The sequence below is a fragment of the Ruegeria sp. CDSC045 genome, assembly GCF_059610725.1.
The window spans coordinates 22304-39967 of record NZ_JBXWOE010000007.1 but is presented as its reverse complement, the minus strand read 5'-3'; the positions used below and the strand labels follow the sequence as shown (position 1 = coordinate 39967).

Here is a 17664-nt window from a genome sequence, read left to right as displayed (position 1 = left end):
GGAGAGATGGCACCATGACGGCACCTTTTGATCTCACCGACGACAGCGTTGTTGTCGTAATTGGAACCGGCGCTGGCGGCGGCGTTCTGTCAAACGAATTGGCGCAGAAAGGCATTAGTGTTGTCGCGCTCGAAGCTGGCGGGCGATACCTGCCAGAAGATTATGTAAATGACGAATGGGAAAGTTTCGGCCAGCTTGCCTGGGTCGACCCTCGAACGACATCGGGTGACTGGCGTGTTGCAAAGGATTTTTCTGGCCTGCCTGCCTGGATCGTCAAGGCCGTTGGCGGCACCACAACGCATTGGGCCGGAGCGTCGCTGCGCTTTCAGGACCACGAGTGGAAGGCCGCGACGACCTATGGTGACGTTCAGGGTGCAAACCTATTGGACTGGCCCATCGACCCGCGCGAGTTGGATGATTACTATACCAAAGCCGAAAACAAACTGGGTGTGACCCGAACCGGAGATCGTGCCGGCTTGCCGGGAAACAACAACTATCTCGTCTTCGAAAAAGGCGCAAAGGCGCTTGGGTACGAGCAGGTTAATACCGGTCGTATGGCAATCAACTCTGCCGAAACCGAAGATCGCTTGGCCTGCCAACAAACCGGGTTTTGTTTTCAAGGATGTAAGTGGGGTGCGAAATGGTCCGCAGCGTACACTGATATCCCAGCAGGCGAGGCCACCGGCAACCTAGAGGTGCGCGAAAACTCCCATGTCGCACGCATCCTGCACAATGATGAAGGCAAAGTCACCGGCGTCGAATACTTCGACAAAGATGGCAATCTTCAGATGCAACAGGCCCGTGTAGTTTGTGTTGCGGGCAACTCGTTCGAAAGCCCGAGAATGCTTTTGAACTCTGCCTCTTCGATGTTCCCTGACGGTTTGGCAAACAGCTCTGGCCAGGTGGGGCGGAACTATATGCGTCACATGACCGGTTCGGTCTATGCTGTCTTCGATCAACCCGTGAAAATGTGGCGCGGCACCACGATGGCAGGGATCATCCAAGATGAATCACGTCATGATCCAAGTCGCGGTTTTGTCGGCGGTTATGAACTTGAAACTCTGGCTCTTGGGTTGCCATTCATGGCGGCCTTCTTGGATCCGGGCGCTTGGGGCCGTGAATTCACATCAGCTTTGGATTCATACGAGAATATGGCCGGTATGTGGATCGTTGGCGAAGACATGCCACAAGAAACAAACCGCGTTACGCTCAACCACGAAGTGAAAGACCAGCATGGACTGCCAGTCGTGAATGTACATTTCGATGATCACCCAAATGACATTGCAATGCGTAATCACGCCTATGCGCAAGGCGCTGCTGTCTATGAAGCGGTTGGTGCGACACGGGTCTTCCCGACGCCACCTTACCCCTCCACCCATAACCTCGGGACAAATCGAATGTCCGAGAATCCGCGGGACGGCGTAGTGAATAAATGGGGCCAGACCCATGACATTTCCAACCTCTTCATCTCGGATGGTTCGCAGTTCACAACCGGCGCTGCCGAGAACCCGACACTGACCATTGTGGCTCTTGCCATCCGTCAAGCCGACCACCTTGCCGAACAAATGTCAGCGGGTAACCTCTGAAACTTTATTTGCGTGCCCGGGCAATCCGGGCACCAAAACATCATATTTGGATCGCATTATTTCAGCGTGAATCCGCTGGATTTTGAAGATACAAGAAAAACTATGCCAGAGCCCATGTTTTTAAGGGCATTTCATCGTTGTATTCGGTGCTCAGCCTAGACTCAGAAGGCTGAAATTGCTAGTTTAAGATACATAATAAAAAGCCAAAATAGCACGCGGACAAACATATCGCTTTTTGTCACGGTTGTTGCCCCGTTGTTTTTTTGGCGAACCGAACAAACAGGGAACTGCGAGATTAGGCATGGTTGATATTTTCTCGAAAAAAGACGGCCCGCGCCGTGAAGACCAAGACGCAAGGCGCCTTCTGCAAGGGAACGGCGCAACCATTCGTCGACTAGCAGATCAAATCAGCGGCGGCGGATACTCTCGCTCCCGCGCTGCCATGGCAAACGCCAAGAAAGAACCAGAGCCTGAGGGCCTGAACATCCATGTCTATGGCGGTCCATCTGCGCCCTCGGAACTAAATCCCGTCGTTCGCATCAGTACAAATGAACGTGTTTTTGTTATGGATGCGAACTCTGGTAAACAAATGGAGTTCCTAGGACAAATACGCGTAAATGATGGCGTAAAGTTCTTTGCTCTGGCGACCAAAGAAAATGGGTTTGTATCTCCACTCCCCGATGAAGTCACAGAGGTTTTGAGCGACCTGAACAACATCGTAATCGAGTCTGATGAAATAAAGGAAAAGCTCGCAGATGTCATAACACGTCGTCTCGAACTTTGAGGCCATCCCAGAAGTAGCCGTTTTTTGAACCGCCTATCTATTAGAGGTGGTGTCAGTGAAAGAAAAACATGCGAAACAGATCCTCCACCTTCCCCAAAACCCCCCTCACGCAAGTCAGCAACGACAGCGACCAAAGAGCGACAATGAACGCTTGGGAAGCTTTCGTCGACACTGGGCGAAAGTCCGAAGAAGTCGAGAAAACCGTAAGGCGGGAAATCCTGGACTCGTGGACGAGGTGCACAGATTTAGGCATCAACGCACTGACGCCGGCGGGCACACCGCAAAAAATTGGCGACGAACGCGTAGACGAATTGAAGCGGAAAAACGCTTCTTTATGCCGTGCTGCGCGCTCGGCTTTTCTGCGGCTTGGCCCCCATTTGTCAGAGTCCGGTGCTGTCCTTCTTTTGACCGACCGAAACGGAACAATAATCGATGCCATTGGCGATGATAAAACCCTGGACGAAGGGCGTGATATCCAACTGGAAGTAGGCGGTGTCTGGGACGAAAATGTCATTGGCACAAACGGTATCGGCACAGCTTTGCGCACAGGAAAACCAACCTATGTGCACGCGTCAGAACACTTCTGTCAGGGCATCAAATCCTGGACCTGTGCCGGTGTTCCGATCTTTGATCCGCTTGACCGGCAAGTCTTAGGGGTCGTCGATCTGTCGGGACCACTGGATATTTTTCGCCCCCATAATTTAGCGCTGGTTGTGGCCGCCGCAAAAGAAATTGAAATCGCTCTGGCAGAACAACAAAGGGAAGAACGAACCAATTTGCTTGAGGCATTTATCGATTTGCAAAAGCCGCGCAGCACAGACGACACTGTCGTCTTGCTGGATTCAACCGGCCGGATCGTTTTCAGTCGAAATACCGAGGTTGAACCTATTCTGAAAACTGGCGGCCTACCGATCGGAAAACAGCTTTTGTCCTGGACGCCAGATATGACGGACGGGGATTTGGTCGCAGCATTACCATCTTCACTGAGCGGTATTGAGATAGATATTCTAAAGTCCGGAACGCAGATTCAAGGCGCGGCACTAATACTTCCAGAGAAAAGAACATCCCCGACACCTACACGATCCACTGGGATCACCATTCGGCCACGGCATGGCGTTGAAGAAGACGAGATCCAAATTCTCGGCGAATGTCCTAAGATGTTGGAAGCTATCGAATTCGCCCACCGGGCCGCAAAGGCAAACGTCACGGTTCTTGTTCAGGGCGAAACCGGCGTTGGAAAAGAACTGTTCGCCCGTCTCATCCACAGCCATCACGCCGATAAAAAAGCCCCCTTCATTGCCGTCAACTGTGCAGCGATTTCGGGTGAACTTATCGGGGGTGAACTGTTCGGCCATGTTGCCGGGGCCTTTACCGGTGCCTTACGTGAAGGTCGGCCCGGAAAGTTTGAGCTGGCAAATGGCGGTGTCCTTTGCCTGGACGAAGTTGGTGATATGCCACCCGAGCTGCAAACATATCTGCTGCGCACGCTAGAGCAGAGGGCGCTTTATCGAATTGGCTGTGACAAACGCCGTCCGATTGACGTTCAACTGGTGGCGGTGACAAACAGAAACCTTCGGCAGGACATCGAAGCCGGCCGGTTCCGCAGGGATCTTTTCTATCGAATTGGCACCATAGTCATCGATGTACCTCCACTGCGTGAACGTGGGCGGGACATCGTCTTGCTGACTGAACATTTCAATCAAAAACTGTCGGCGAATTTTGATCGTGAACCGCTGCAATTTGATCAAGAAGCCATGGCCGCTCTTCAAAGCTATCATTGGCCTGGAAATGTCCGTGAATTGCGCAACATAGTCGAACGGCTTTGCCTGTTGCACGGTACCGCAAGGGTATCTTTCGCCGATCTACCCGAAGAGATTTCCAGCCCCGAACCAAGCGACAGCATGTTTGGGAATACACCCCGGAATGTATCCACCAATTTCAATCTGCATGGAATTGAATCCGAAGCCATCCAACGTGCCATTGAACAGGAAAATGGGAACCTGACGAAGGTGGCTCAATCACTCGGAATTTCGCGCCCAACTTTGTACCGGAAGATAAACCTGTACGGTCTTGGCCGCGGGAAATAATAGATGCGGCGACAGATCAAATCTGCCGCCGCATTTAGGGACCGATTTTCCATGGGGAGACGGACAGAACAGGTTCCCTAATTAGGCTGTTATTCGCGACTCTAAGGAACGATGACAGCGCGTCCCGTGAACTTGCGGTTTTTGAAATCGTCAATCGCTTGATTGATGTTATCAAGCGAATACTCAGTCTGGTGCATCTTCACCAACCCATCGGCATTCAGCTCCATCAACTCTACAAGTTCGGTATAGTCTCCAACCAGGCTACCGCCGATTTTGATCTCATTGACTACCAGGTCGACAGTCGGGATCTCGATCTTACCACCATAACCCACAACGATCAGTTCGCCGCCTTGCCGCAAAAGCTTCCAGCAAATGTTCTCGACGCCAAGCTCGCCGACAAAGTCGATGACAACATGGCTACCACCGCCAGTTACATCCATGACCTGTTCGATCAAATCCGGACCACCATCAAGAACAATGTCGGCACCAAGTTCCTTGGCCAGAACCTGCGCGCCTGGCTCACGGTCTACTGCGATAACTCGGGCGCCGCACAGGTTCTTCAAACACTGAATCGCAATATGCCCTAGGCCACCAACGCCCAGAACAGTGACATATGCGCCTGGGTAAACCAGTTCGGCCGCACGCTTTGCGGCGCGATATGCAGTAATGCCCGCATCAGCCATAGGGGCAACTTCCAACGGAGTCACATTGGTGTTCAACTTGATCAATGAGCTCTCGTTTGTAACGAAATACTCTGCAAATCCGCCGTCCAGACCGAGGCCGGGAAACAAGCCATGATCACAATACATATCGTGGCCATACCGACAGTTTAAACAGATCCCGCAACTGCGATGTGGATGGCAAATCACCGCATCACCGGGTTTGACAGAGGTCACGTTGCTGCCAACATCTTCCACCCAACCGGCATTCTCATGGCCCATAATGTAAGGCAAAAGGCTACCTTCGACATCCATGATATCTTTCCAGACGCCTTCAATGATGTGCAAATCAGTACGGCACAAACCTGCGGCACCGACTTTCACAATCACCTCATCCGGAGAATTTACCGTTGGGGCAGCGACCTCTTCGATCTTTAGCTGAACATTCATGGCCGGATCGTAATCATACAAGCGTGCGGCTTTCATGTTTCATTCCTTTTCTTAACTTATTTTCGGGTCTTCAAAAGCGATAGGTTACGGGCGGCCCAACAATTCGGCACCGCCACCCAGGGCCGGGCCTTCGGTCGGATCGGCTTCACCTTCTGACAGGTCACCGACCAGTGTTTCAGTGGTCAGGATCAGCGTTGCGACTGATGTCGCATTGACCAAGGCACTGGCAGTGACACGAACGGGATCGATTATTCCTGCTTCAAACATGTCTCGGAACTCGCCCTTTGACGCATCAAAACCGTGCCCTCTTGGACCGGCCGTAATGGATGCAATCACTGCATTCGGATCCGCGCCGGCGTTGCTGGCGATCCGTTCGACTGGACGGGTCAGAACCGAGCGAACCAATTCAACACCTTTGCTGACATCGCCGTCATTCGCCGAAACGATGCCTTCCAGGACCGAGCCAATCTGAGCAAGCGCCGTTCCACCACCTGCGACGACCCCATCTTCAGAGGCCGCGCGAACCGCACAGAGGGAGTCCTCGATCAACTGAATTTTGCGCTTTTGTTCAACAGGTGTGAAACCACCGGCATAGATAACAGCAGTTCCGCCGGATAGTTTGGACACACGCTCACGCAACTTGTCCTGCTCAATATTCGGCGGAGCGGCGTCATGCTGGCGCTGCACCTGCGCGCGTCGAGCGCGCACAGCAGCCGGGTCACCGTCACCCTTCAGTATGCTGGTCAGAGAGGATGTAACCCGCGCCTTTTGAGCACCACCTAGTTGTGCCAATGTGACGTTTTCGATCTTTTTGCCAAGGTCACGCGCAAGCACTTCACCGCCGGTCATGATCGCAAGATCATCCATCATCGCGGCGCGCCAGTGACCATACTCGGGTGGGTGCACAATCAGGTATTTGCCCGCACCGTTATTGTCCATCAACGAGATCACGACTTCTGGCGCAATTTCTTCAGCGATCACCAACAAAGGTCGTTTCTGTTCGTCGGCAATGCGTCTTGCATTATCCAGAATCTCAGGACGCAGGATTTTTTGATCCGTCATCAAAATCAGCGGATTCTCCAGGACCGCCTCCATGTTTTCACGGTCCGTCACCATATGATGTGAGATATAGCCCCGTTCGAAGGACATACCCTCGACCACCTCAAGCGTTGTGTCGATCGTCACCCCGAAATCGGCAGTGATTACACCCTCTTTCCCTACACGTTTGAAAGCTTCGGCAACCAACGATCCCAGTTCAGGTTCTGTTGCGGACACCCGCGCGACGGATTCCAGATAACTGGGGTTATCGTCGCAGGACCGCGATGCCTCATCCAGCGCGTTGATGATTTTATGTACAGCCAGCTCTATGCCTTTGCACAAATCCACGGGTTTGACACCCTCGGCGGTCAATTCGACGCCTTTCTGAATCAAAGCATTGGCCAGAACTATTGCAGTGGTCGTTCCGTCGCCCGCGACTTCATTGGTCTGCATCGACACTTCACGGACCACTTGGGCGCCCATGTTTTCAAATCGGTCGGACAACTCAATTTCGGATGCGATGGATACACCGTCCCGGGTCACCAAAGGGGTGCCGACGGGCCGGTCAATCATCGCGTTCAGCCCCTTGGGACCAAGGGTCGGCTCCACTGCCGCGGCCAGTTTGGAAACACCCTTGGCGAGCGCCCGCCGTGCTGTTCCGTTGTGTATCAGTAGTTTTGCCATGACTTCTCCCTTCCATCGGCTTAGAACCGATGGCTTCTTATGTTGACGGTTACGCGTGAAACGTTTTTAGCTGCGGGCTTCAGAAACTCTTGGTGGCACCCGGTTCTGAATGAAATCGATCAATGTCGGTCCATCTTCACCAATTTCAACCTCCTTGTACCGTGTGGATTGAAGCCCCCGACAAAGCGCGCCGTTGAACTCCATGTTGATGCGAACACCCCTGAGCTTACCCAGGTAATCGCGCAATCCAGCCGCTGTTAGACGGTCACCTTCCCAAGTGACAAAAGCCGGATCTTCTGCTGATTTTGCCAAGTTTTGGGACAGCAGCAATTCGCGGTAACGCGGTTTCTGCTTGGACTCCTCACCGCCGGAAAACTCGATGGCGTCAAATTCTGAAAGTGTCATGTTGACGATCTTGGGCCCTGAAAAACCTTTGGCTTCCAACCCAAGCAATACGGTTTCCTGACGGCGTATAAATGCCTTCTCCAGAAACTTCGCACGGATTGAATTGAGATCATCACCATTACAATATTCAGCGAACACTTCGGTGAAGTCTTTCTCACCGTTAACGCCGTCATTCACTCGATCTGCAAAACAGTGATCATTAAGGGTGACTCTCACCTGACGAACCCAACTCAGCTTGCCAAGCTCATGGCGAATATCAAACGCCATGAGAAAAGCAAAATTTGGAGAGCACCAATAGGTCGGGAGCCGAAATTCGACCTCTACAAGTTTTGAATCGATGTTCACATCAACAAGTTCGACAAACCCCATATCGGTGATCGGTTCGTCCAACTCAGGATCCGTGACCAGATCGAGACGTTGCCAAATCTCCAACTCCAGCTCATCCTTGTGCATCTCCAAAAACATCGGCTTACTCCGCCGCGATCTGCACTGGTGATGCGCTAAGCTCAGCCTTCTTAGCTTCGACATCGATATCGTAAAGTGCTGCTGCATTCAGACCCAGTATCTTTTCTTTGATCTCATCGGTCAGTTGAACGCCGCGTTCTTTGGCGATGTCTTCAGGGATCTGATACTCCCAGAATTGCTCAACAAGCCATTGAGGGGTCCAGATTGCATAGTCCGAGCCGAACAGGATCTTATCCTCGCCGATCCAGAACAGCAGTTCCGCCATCACTTCACCGAAATACCTGGGACGGGTGAAAATGAACGGCATGGCAACGGCAAGACCGCCGTAGACATTGGTTTCCTGCGTCGCAATCCAGCAGAAATCATCCAAGCGCGGCAATCCGCAATGCTCAATTATCCAGTTCAGATTCTGGAAATCGGTAGCGGCATAATCCACATCACGAACGTCAAACGCATCCATGCTGAGCGGAATGATGGTCGGACCTTTGTGAACATGGATATTCTTGATACCCAGCTTGTCGCACAGTTCAAAGCACTTGTAAGCGGCAGGGTCATTGAGGGCCCAACCCTTGCTCTCTCCGTTCCATTCAGCGGTGTACATTTTGACACCTTGGATATCGAAGTTTTCCTTCATGTAATGGATGTATTCCAGCGCTTTCTCACCGTCTCTCGGATCGAATGACCCGTTCACGATAAAGCGCTCAGGATGGCGCGAGGCCATTGAGCTGCTGCGCTCAATGCTAGAAAAACCATTCTTGTAGAAGTCGCGCAGATATGTCGACTGGATGATCGCCACATCATCAGGCCCATCGATGAACAGATCCCGATAGACATCATCTTCCGAGTACTTTTCGAACCGTCCTTTTTCCCACAGCTGTTCCGGCGGGCTTAGGTTGGTGTGGTAAGCATAGAAGCAGTCAATGAACTGCTTACCGTGAATATTGCTCTGGTTTTCCGGGCTGCCGTCCCAAAAATGAGTGTGACCGTCGACCACGAATATTTCTTTGCCATCTTTGGTTTTAAACATCGATTCCTCCTCAGGTAGTCTGAATTTTCACGCCGTGAAGTTTGGGAATGCGAACCCGAGCAAAGCCGGGTTCGCACATCGATTTTGTCACTCGATATATTCGAAGACGTCGTCCATGTTTCCAAACAGGACGACGGTGTTGTCATCGACCCGGACCATCCGGCCATAATGAGTGGACGTGTTGACTTCGAAAGTTTCCGCAGTCATTTCGCGACCCAGAAATTCACTGATCTCATCCATTTTGAAAACCAGTTTGCCCTCGCCGTCGACACGGATGGTCGCAGGGTTGTGGGTTACTGTGACTTTGGGATCTTCGCCCATGAACTCGGCAATCGCCCGGGCTTCAACAGAGTCATTCATGGTCACACCGCACTGGTGCGAAATGGTCTGTTCAAACTTGATTTCGTTCATCGGCTTGAAGATGTTTTGTTTTGAAGCGTCGCGTGCTGTACTCGACATCGTAAATTCTCCTTTGGGTTAGCGGCTCAGGCCAAGTTCAGACAGGATTTGGCCAAGACGCTCTTGCGAGACGGCTTTGACATCTTCGAAAGCAACGGGCTTGGAATGCGGCTGTGACCAGACTGGTTGCAACGCCAGTACGGCTTTGTCAGCCAGATCAGCATGTTTCTTGATCCAAGTTTGGAACAATGCCTTGTTATGCGCACCATGCTCTTCATCGTTTGCCAGCAGGTACATAAGGTCGATTGTGTTCGCGAGGTTGCGCTCATAATCGGCCTCGGCGGCCGAGATAACTGGCGGCGTGATGAAGTCATTGTTCGCAGCGGCGGCCTGCATCAGGAAACCCGACCGGAAAAGCTCGCCAACCAGCGGTTCAAAGATCAGATTGATCGCGAAATATTGCTCAAGGTAGTCTTCCGACCCCATGATGGTTTCGATCGCCTCGCGGCACGGTTGCCACATTGGATCTTCCAGCCAGGCTTTCTTGCCCAGTTCATCGTTCCAACCTTCGATATCCATTCCGATCTCGGCCAGATACAACGTGATGTCCTGGCACAACCGCATTTTGTAGGACGAGTTGGTCAACGTGGCGTTGTTGATCATCTGAGTATAGCCATACCGCTGGGCTTGCATCAGAGATGTGCCAAGACCAAACTCTGCATGTTTCCAGGCACCCAAATGAGTTTGCAGGATACGCTCCCAAGCCTTGTCAAAAGACTTGTGGGCCCCTGCCTTGCGCGCATTGTCGACAACCGATTTTACCATTGAACAGATTTTGGACTGGCGCTGATAATGCGTGCGCTCCCATTCCTGATCAGGGGCTCGGAAGGCGTGCCAGTTTGAACTCAGCGCAGCTGTATTGTCCTTTTGATAGGCACCGCCGCCTTTGCCCCCTTCGAACTCGATGATCCAGTTTTGGATCAGATAGCGTTCGGGATCTGGTTGCACGTCGACAGTTACGTCTTCGTAATGCGTGGCACGTTTGCCGCGTGGTTCAAAATAGTTGTATTTGCGGCTGGTCGATCCGACGAACGTTGCAGCGCCTGCGGCACCGGATCCAACGGAACTTGATGTAGCTACCATGGTAGCCTCCCTTGTTGTGTTTCATTCACATGACTAGCGATCAACCCAGCATCAGTGGGTCGATGAACCGGAAGTCGGTGTGAATTTGTCGTAAAAAACGCGCTCGCCATCGAAGTCGTTCATGAACAGCGCCGGCGTCAGTGCATCGATCATGGGAGGGGGGCCGCAGGCGTAAACATCGCCTTCTCCATCGACGTCCAATTCCTTTAGATATTCGTCCACGATCTCGTGAACGAAGCCCCTGGCACCCGTCCAGTTATCGTCATCATCTGCGTGGCTTAACACTGGGATGAATTTCACATTCGCATTGGCGCCAGTGATCTCTGCGATCTCGTCCAGCTTGAACAGATCCTCTTGCGTGCGAGCCCCGTAAAAGAAATAAATATCGCGATCTTCGCCACTGCTGAGTTGATCATGCAGTATTGACCAGACCGGCGACATGCCGGAACCCGCCCCGACCAGGATCACCGGTCCTTGTCGGCCTTCCCGTCGGAAACACATTCCGTACGGTCCGCTGATTTCGACGGTGGCGCCTTTTTTGATCCCCCCTGCGTCGAGCTCGTTTGAGAACCTCCCGTCTGGGTATTTTTTGATGATGAAGGAGAGTTTCTGGGCTTCGCTCGGCGAATTTGCCATGGAGAACGAGCGTGTAATCTTCTCCCCTTTTTCGGTGGTAACCGTGATGTCGACATATTGCCCCGCCCAAAATTTGAGCGGTGTATCAATTTCAATATCAACACCGCGAATGTCATGGGTCAGCTTTTGGAAATCGACAATTCGGCCATTGAATTCTTTGACCGGAATGGATTTCGATAAAACCTCCTCGTCATAGTTCAGGAGTTCAATTTCGACGTCGCTATACGCCACAGTTCTGCACATCAGAACGTGTCCACTTTCCTTCTCAAAGTCATTGAGTGCGAAGGTTGAATACTTGAGCATTTCGGTTTCGCCATCCAACTGGACACATTTGCAAGCCGAACACTGGCCTTCTTTGCATCCATGCGGCAGAGCTATGCCTTGGCGGAAAGCGGCATCGAGAATGGTTTCATCCTCTTCAACCTCTATTTCCAAGCCAACCGGCTCAAAACGAACCCTGTATATTTCACCCATTAGTCGAGTCTCCTGTGTCCCGAAATCACGCGCGGAATTCGGACCTTCCTGTATGCAAGGGCCAATCAAGGCCCTTGCAAAAGATTGCTTTAGTTGAAGGGTGTGATGGTGAAACCAGCACGGTACTCGGCCAGATGCGCTTCACGCTCACCGTCCGACATGCCACGCAGTGCATTAAGCGGCGAGCCAAGGGTATGACCGCGAACATCGTCCAGCGTCCACATATCCTTGTTGTCAAAGCGCAGATGCGGCTGCGGCACCAGTGTCTTACCGTCTTCACGAACGAAGTTGAGGTCTTTGATGGCATCCGCCAGATCCCAACCGTCGTAAACAGTTTCCCACTCACGTTTGCCCGAGAACTTGCCCATCGCCGGCGTTGGCCGACCCTGGTATTCGTCTGCGAACGCTTCAACAGCGGTCCAGCGATCAAGCTCATGTGCAAAGGTGTGCAGCTGACCGTCGATTTCGTCGACAACCATGTCTTCGCGGATCAGGCACGGCACCAGGCACGACCAGCAGCGATGCGGATAAACATAGCCAACTTCTTCGTTGAAGGTGATGACTTTCTGGCCCGGAACGCTCAACTTGGCATACCATTTCCAGAAGTCGCCAAACTCGGCATACCAACCCGGATACTTGTGCTCAAACCACTCAAAATCTTTCTCGGTCTGAGCTTCAATCCGCCAGAAGTTCACCGGCCAACCGACTGCGAAGAACTGAGCAACTTTGTGCACATAGTTCTTCTCGGTGATCCGCTTCCAGGCTTCCTGCACATCGTCGTGATGTACTTTTACGCCGTATTTCTCGAGCGGCAGCATGTAGGTCCGGTAGTAGTCTTCAAAGATCCAGCGATGCCACATCTCCGCATAGGATTCCTTTTCCTTGTCGCGGTTGGTGGTGCCATATTCGATGAACGTACCGATCGCCGCATCAACGATGGCGTGGTTCTGCCAGAAGGAGTACCGCAGGTCGCGTTCCAAAAGCAGATGGTTCTCTGGCTCTTTCAGGGCCGCCATCAGAAGCGAGTGACCGTTACCGATGTGACGACTTTCGTCAGACTGAACCGACAGGAACACAGTTGGCAAAGCATAATCGCCATTGCGGGCGGCCTCTGAAGGCATTGCCACAAAGAGAGTGTTCGTAAACGCGGTTTCAGCAACAACGGTCAGATACATGCATGCGGCGGTCATTGTGTCGCCGGTGATGAACCCTTCGCCGAATTGACGGCCAATGGTGGTGGCATAACACTTACCAAAGGCTTCTTCGGTGATGTCGAAACCAGCCGGATCGATGTAGTTTTCCATGTACCACTTTTTCAGGTTCATCTGAATTGTGGAGTGACGGAATTCATCAACCATCTGCATGGTGAAACCCGTGCGCAGGTCTTCACCCGGCGCCAGACGAGCCACCATGGCCATCGAACGCGCAGCCGAAATTTCCGGGAACGGAATGATCGCCAGGAACAGCTTCATCCATTCGATCCAGCGCGGTTCAACGTTGCGGAACATGTCACCACGCAGCGCAGCGTCGAGCGCACCGTATACCCGGTTGTCTTTCTCTTCTTCCATCGGGAAGTAAGAGCGCAGAACCTGCTTCATCGGGTCGCGCGGCGCTTTGGTGATCTTATAGTCTGTGGGGAAAGTATTCGCTTCCTGAACATAGGTTGGATTCCAACCCAGGTCCGAAATCTTCTTGGTGGCCTCCCCTACCGAGATTCCTCTCTGAGAGGTAATTTTATTTAGCGTAATCGCCATGCCATGAGACTCCTTTGTTGCTGACCAATTTCTCGGTCGGTTGGAGACAGCGCATGCTGCCGTTTCTTCGACCCGATCACTGAACAGAGCCAAAAGGCACGGTCAGTTGATCCAGTCGTTCGGATCACGGCAAAGGTTTCGGAATGTATGCTCGGCGCTACGCGTCAGTTCCTGCCGAAATCATCGGCGGGCACTCACTTCTTTGGCCGAACCCTCCCTGGTCCTTCGTTCTTGATGGTCCCCGTTTGAACGGGAACGCGGCGTTATGCCTAATTACATGCAAGGGGCATGCCAGATTTTGGATTTGGGTGATATTTTGGCTTAGAAAATCAGAGTAATTTATATAACATATTGTTTTATATGTTTATTTTATTTCTAAAAATTCTACTTCGTTCACACATGCAGTGAAGAGATCGTGTATTGACAGTTCCAGAATCCTGTCAAAACTGTCACGTTGCTTTACAAACTTTACGTTCACACCACTATTTACACTTAGCGTTACGATTAGGCCGCACGCACGGTAACATGTATTTTTTCTGCGCTTATATTCCGACTTCAGAGGCTTCTTTGCTCGAATTGACGACACACTCTGTGCTGCGTTGAACCTGTTCCGGACCACGCGCCACTTTCAGAGTGCATCTACAGGAGCGCAAATAGGTAAGCCCACTACCCGAGCGCTTGGCAACCCAATGCGCAAAACCGATCGCGAATCACCACTTCGGTCAGACAGGCATACCCAACGACAGCAGGACGTTGAATTTTCCCTTTGTAAAACAATGAAACTAATCCGCGTTACACTCTGTAAACATGTTTAACTAATCGCGCCAAGGTTGTGAAAAAAGATGCTTTTTCGAGGCATATTTTGCGCTGAACATTCTTTGTAGACCAGACAACTGATGATAATTTGAGCACTGCAAACATCGTACGTCTTCAGTCAGGTCAGCCGCAATCGGGCGAAGCGTTTAGAGGCAGCACAGTCGAGTAAGGACAGTGTTTAATCGTATCTTTTCGGGGGATCAAATGAGCGACCGAGGCACAATCAAAATCGCCCCAGGTCGCCGCGTGGCAGTGTCTCAAATGTCAGTTCGGTCGTTCGGTTTTCACAGCGTAGGGCATCTGGTCCCAAATCGCTTCGATATCGCTGCTCAAGAGCGCGTGGAGTTCCCGAAGTATTTGTTCACGAAGATCATCCGAAGTTTGTGCCAGCGCCTCTTGCGCGGATACGAGGTTTATCGGGCTTGGCTCGAAAGCCGCCTTTTCAGCCGCATGTGTCAGCAAGCTGTCCTTACCGCACAAATCCAGACTGATTTTGTGCAGGCCCTGAAAGAACCGATCGGTTGCGTCTTTCTGTTTCACGAGAAGTCTCTCATCTGTTCCAAGCAACAGCTCGAATTTCTAAAGGAGGTTTGAATGGCCGGTCAATCCTCAGCAGTCTCGGATTTGTTTCTCAAGCGCATGGAACTAATCAACGGTTTGTCGCAAGCCAATGTAGAGCACCTGCGCATTTTACAACAAATCGCCGGCTACGACATCTTACTGATGAAAGACCCGGACTGTGCGCAGACGCTCGATGCAATTGACAAATCTTCGAACGAATTGACCGCTTCACAGGAACATATCGACGCTTTGGAACGCGATGTTGCGAAGATCGATGAACAAATTGAAAACGCCCGCAATCTGGAGGACGGATAATGGTCGAAAATAGTGCCGCAGGGCTTTCTTTGTTTGACCTTCTGGGCCGAGACTGGGCATTGGATGATGCAATAGATCAGGTTCTCTTCAATAAAGAAGACAGTTGTGCAGCCTTCAAACTGACATCTGGAAAATTGGCGTTGGCTGCTGTCGAAGATCTGGAAAGTCCAAAAATTCGAACCCGAATGGATTTGGAAACCGGTCGGACAACCATCCGTCCGCGCGAAAACCCGATAGCGCCGGTTAAGACCCCGGACATCTCTGTTCGTACTGACCTATCCATCGTTCGTTTTGGAGCGCAGGGCTTCGCGGCAATCTGTGACGACGGGGTTCTACGGCAGATCACGGCGGGGGGACAGGTTGTTGACAGGCTCAAGCTGCAAAATCGGAACGTAACAGGTGCCGCAGGCACTAATAATGGCGATCAAATCGCCATTGCGACAGACACGCTGATTGATGTTATCTCAACATCAGAATTGACGTCCGTAATCACACTCACAACAAGTCATCCTGTTGTTTGCCTGTCATATTCCGACGATGGCCGCGCTCTTGCTAGCTGGGGTGATGGCAAACTGACCCTGTTTGATCTGGGCGCCCCCGATACGGCCCCTGTCACATATGAAATCGCAAGCGAGATTACGGAAATCAAATGGCGTCATACAGCAAACCATCTGTGTTGTGCCTCAGCTGACAACAGCTTTTATCTTATCGACCGCAGTGCGGGATCGGTCCAGCAGGTCGAAGGATACCCTGCACCGGTTCGCAATGTCGCGTTCAGCAAATCGGCCAATGCGCTCGTGACATCAGGTGCGTTCCGTCTTGTTGGCTGGGACGCAAATGACCTGCCGCAGAATGACGAGGCAGGCACACCAATCGCTACTGGCAAACCCGGCTTTGTCGTACTGAACGCGATTGCCGCACATCCCAAGCGGGACGTTGTCGCAACAGGATATGCCAGTGGTCTGGTGACTTTAGCCAGCGTCGGAACTCCACAAGACATGATGTTACATCAAGAACGCGGAACCGAAGTGACCAGCCTGGCCTGGTCAAAGACCGGAGAGCATCTGGCAATCGGGTTTGCATCTGGAAAGGCTGCACTGGCGACCTTCCCTTCTCAGATGTTCAAATAAACCACTCCACCCAAGCCATCAGGAGATAGAAAATGTCCAAGACCTTGTCCCCGGAAGAGCAAAGTAAAGATAAATACTTCGCTCAACTATCGAAAATTTCAGAAGCGATGATCGAAGAACATGGCAAAGACTTTGCCATGGGCGCTTTGGTAATGGCGGCGCAATGGATCGCTAAGAACCAGTTGGGCCCGCAAGAAGATATCGTGCACTAGAACTAACTGTGCAGAACTGCCAACACGCCAGCCGCGTCAACCGCAAGCATCCGCCTCATCTGATCAACGGTTACTTCGGAAATCAGCGGCGTCATGCGCCCGATGCCGTCATGTGCATCTGGCCCCTCAGCATTGCGAACCGCAGCCAGATCCTGCCCGAAATCACCGTTTAGAACATGAGAATACGCACACATCTCTTGCAAGCGCAGAGTGACGAAATAGAGGCAATCCCCGGTTTCGTCGAACTGGCCTGCGTATGGTTTGGATCCACGTTTTCCGGAACCAGAGAAAGAGGTATGAACAGCAGTGCCCAGGATAGCCTTAACCTGTTGGCGCCAAGCGGCATACGTCCCATCCTGATCAAATTCCAGGCCTGCGCGGTAAAGTCGTTCGCTTACTGCTTTGAACGCGCGACCGCCTGCAATATGACGCCGCCAAAAGTCTTGAGCTTCCTCGATGGTCGTGCACTCGACAAATCGTTTGGCCAGCTTCGGTCTGGATACAAACGCCAGCGCCATATCCACATCTTCAGAAATAGATCGTGCAATCTGCATAGACGGCGTCGGCAAATCATGTTGGAAAAGCAACCGGATCGCGTCCAACTGTTCGATCATTCGAAACGTCAATGCGCGAAGCGCCTCCCACTGATCCGTTGTAAGCCCACTGTCCGGCAAATTGACTGCCTCAACCGACGCAGAGTGCAGAGACGCAACCCAGATGGCAGCCTGATCAAACATAAAGAACGTATCGACTGCATGGCTGTCGGTACCAATGTCCCAATCTTCAAGAAAGCTAAAGCCGCGAAATCGGACAATCGTCTTTCGCCAAACGTCATCCAGGTCGAGACCTTTTGCCGACCACATTTGCCGGGTCCGCGCAAGAAGTTGAGGGGAAACACCGGGATAGCTGCGTTCAAAAGAGCCTGGGAAAACATGAGACGTGTCAGATTGCATGTCGAAATTGTCTCTCATTGGGTTGCGTCAGTCTATCAACGATCTCTGACGCGACAAACCATCAATGCAAAGCATCCGCGCCAAAC

Annotated in this window: 16 protein-coding genes; 6 read left to right on the top strand and 10 right to left on the bottom strand. The window is 52.0% G+C overall.

Going from position 1 to position 17664, the window contains the following annotated elements; genetic code table 11:
* Window positions 1-14 precede the first annotated feature (14 nt).
* The 3 genes from AC2FH6_RS13225 (at window position 15) to AC2FH6_RS13215 (ending at window position 4457) form a co-directional block, all read left to right on the top strand.
* Window positions 15-1586: a GMC family oxidoreductase gene (locus tag AC2FH6_RS13225; RefSeq protein ID WP_496703037.1), complete on the top strand. Its 1572-nt coding sequence runs from the start codon at window positions 15-17 to the stop codon at window positions 1584-1586.
* 301 nt (window positions 1587-1887) lie between these two features.
* Window positions 1888-2370 carry a hypothetical protein gene (locus AC2FH6_RS13220; protein WP_496702052.1) on the top strand — a complete coding sequence of 161 codons (483 nt, stop codon included), beginning with the start codon at window positions 1888-1890 and terminating at the stop codon, window positions 2368-2370.
* A 143-nt stretch (window positions 2371-2513) separates the two neighbouring features.
* Complete coding sequence (locus AC2FH6_RS13215) at window positions 2514-4457, top strand: sigma-54-dependent Fis family transcriptional regulator (protein WP_496703035.1); 1944 nt, start codon at window positions 2514-2516, stop codon at window positions 4455-4457.
* 101 nt (window positions 4458-4558) lie between these two features.
* On the opposite strand, the gene AC2FH6_RS13210 is transcribed toward AC2FH6_RS13215, so the two are convergent.
* The 9 genes from AC2FH6_RS13210 to AC2FH6_RS13170 form a co-directional block, all read right to left on the bottom strand.
* Window positions 4559-5602, bottom strand: a complete 1044-nt coding sequence (locus AC2FH6_RS13210; RefSeq protein ID WP_496697152.1) for an NAD(P)-dependent alcohol dehydrogenase — start codon at window positions 5600-5602, stop codon at window positions 4559-4561.
* Between the two features lie 48 nt (window positions 5603-5650).
* Window positions 5651-7288 carry a molecular chaperone GroEL gene (locus AC2FH6_RS13205; protein ID WP_496702055.1) on the bottom strand — a complete coding sequence of 546 codons (1638 nt, stop codon included), beginning with the start codon at window positions 7286-7288 and terminating at the stop codon, window positions 5651-5653.
* Between the two features lie 66 nt (window positions 7289-7354).
* Complete coding sequence (locus tag AC2FH6_RS13200; protein WP_496703032.1) at window positions 7355-8158, bottom strand: iron-sulfur cluster assembly protein; 804 nt, start codon at window positions 8156-8158, stop codon at window positions 7355-7357.
* Between the two features lie 4 nt (window positions 8159-8162).
* Window positions 8163-9185, bottom strand: a complete 1023-nt coding sequence (locus AC2FH6_RS13195) for an amidohydrolase family protein (RefSeq protein ID WP_496697158.1) — start codon at window positions 9183-9185, stop codon at window positions 8163-8165.
* A gap of 87 nt (window positions 9186-9272) precedes the next feature.
* Window positions 9273-9644, bottom strand: coding sequence for an MmoB/DmpM family protein (locus AC2FH6_RS13190; protein ID WP_496697160.1), 372 nt, complete (start codon window positions 9642-9644; stop codon window positions 9273-9275).
* An 18-nt stretch (window positions 9645-9662) separates the two neighbouring features.
* A complete protein-coding gene (locus AC2FH6_RS13185) occupies window positions 9663-10727 on the bottom strand; it encodes an aromatic/alkene monooxygenase hydroxylase subunit beta (RefSeq protein ID WP_496697161.1) in 1065 nt (354 codons plus the stop codon).
* 51 nt (window positions 10728-10778) lie between these two features.
* The gene (locus AC2FH6_RS13180) at window positions 10779-11837 is read right to left on the bottom strand and encodes an NADH:ubiquinone reductase (Na(+)-transporting) subunit F (protein WP_496703029.1); all 1059 of its coding nucleotides are present in this window, start codon (window positions 11835-11837) and stop codon (window positions 10779-10781) included.
* 89 nt (window positions 11838-11926) lie between these two features.
* Window positions 11927-13591: an aromatic/alkene/methane monooxygenase hydroxylase/oxygenase subunit alpha gene (locus AC2FH6_RS13175; RefSeq protein WP_496697165.1), complete on the bottom strand. Its 1665-nt coding sequence runs from the start codon at window positions 13589-13591 to the stop codon at window positions 11927-11929.
* A gap of 1080 nt (window positions 13592-14671) precedes the next feature.
* Window positions 14672-14947: a hypothetical protein gene (locus AC2FH6_RS13170; protein ID WP_496703027.1), complete on the bottom strand. Its 276-nt coding sequence runs from the start codon at window positions 14945-14947 to the stop codon at window positions 14672-14674.
* Window positions 14948-15001: 54 nt separating this feature from the next.
* On the opposite strand from AC2FH6_RS13170, the gene AC2FH6_RS13165 reads away from it, so the two are divergent.
* Genes AC2FH6_RS13165 through AC2FH6_RS13155 form a run of 3 tightly spaced genes read left to right on the top strand, consistent with a single transcriptional unit; the run spans window position 15002 to window position 16625 of the window.
* Window positions 15002-15283 (top strand): hypothetical protein, encoded by a 282-nt coding sequence (locus AC2FH6_RS13165; protein ID WP_496703025.1) that lies wholly within the window; start codon window positions 15002-15004, stop codon window positions 15281-15283.
* Window positions 15283-16413 carry a WD40 repeat domain-containing protein gene (locus tag AC2FH6_RS13160; protein ID WP_496703024.1) on the top strand — a complete coding sequence of 377 codons (1131 nt, stop codon included), beginning with the start codon at window positions 15283-15285 and terminating at the stop codon, window positions 16411-16413. The genes AC2FH6_RS13165 and AC2FH6_RS13160 overlap by 1 nt, the downstream gene beginning before the upstream one ends.
* Window positions 16414-16445: 32 nt before the next feature.
* On the top strand, window positions 16446-16625 hold the full coding sequence (locus AC2FH6_RS13155; protein ID WP_496697173.1) for a hypothetical protein: 180 nt from the start codon (window positions 16446-16448) through the stop codon (window positions 16623-16625).
* A 2-nt stretch (window positions 16626-16627) separates the two neighbouring features.
* Here the strand turns inward: AC2FH6_RS13155 and AC2FH6_RS13150 are convergent, their stop codons facing one another.
* Window positions 16628-17596 carry a hypothetical protein gene (locus AC2FH6_RS13150; RefSeq protein WP_496697175.1) on the bottom strand — a complete coding sequence of 323 codons (969 nt, stop codon included), beginning with the start codon at window positions 17594-17596 and terminating at the stop codon, window positions 16628-16630.
* Window positions 17597-17664 lie beyond the last annotated feature (68 nt).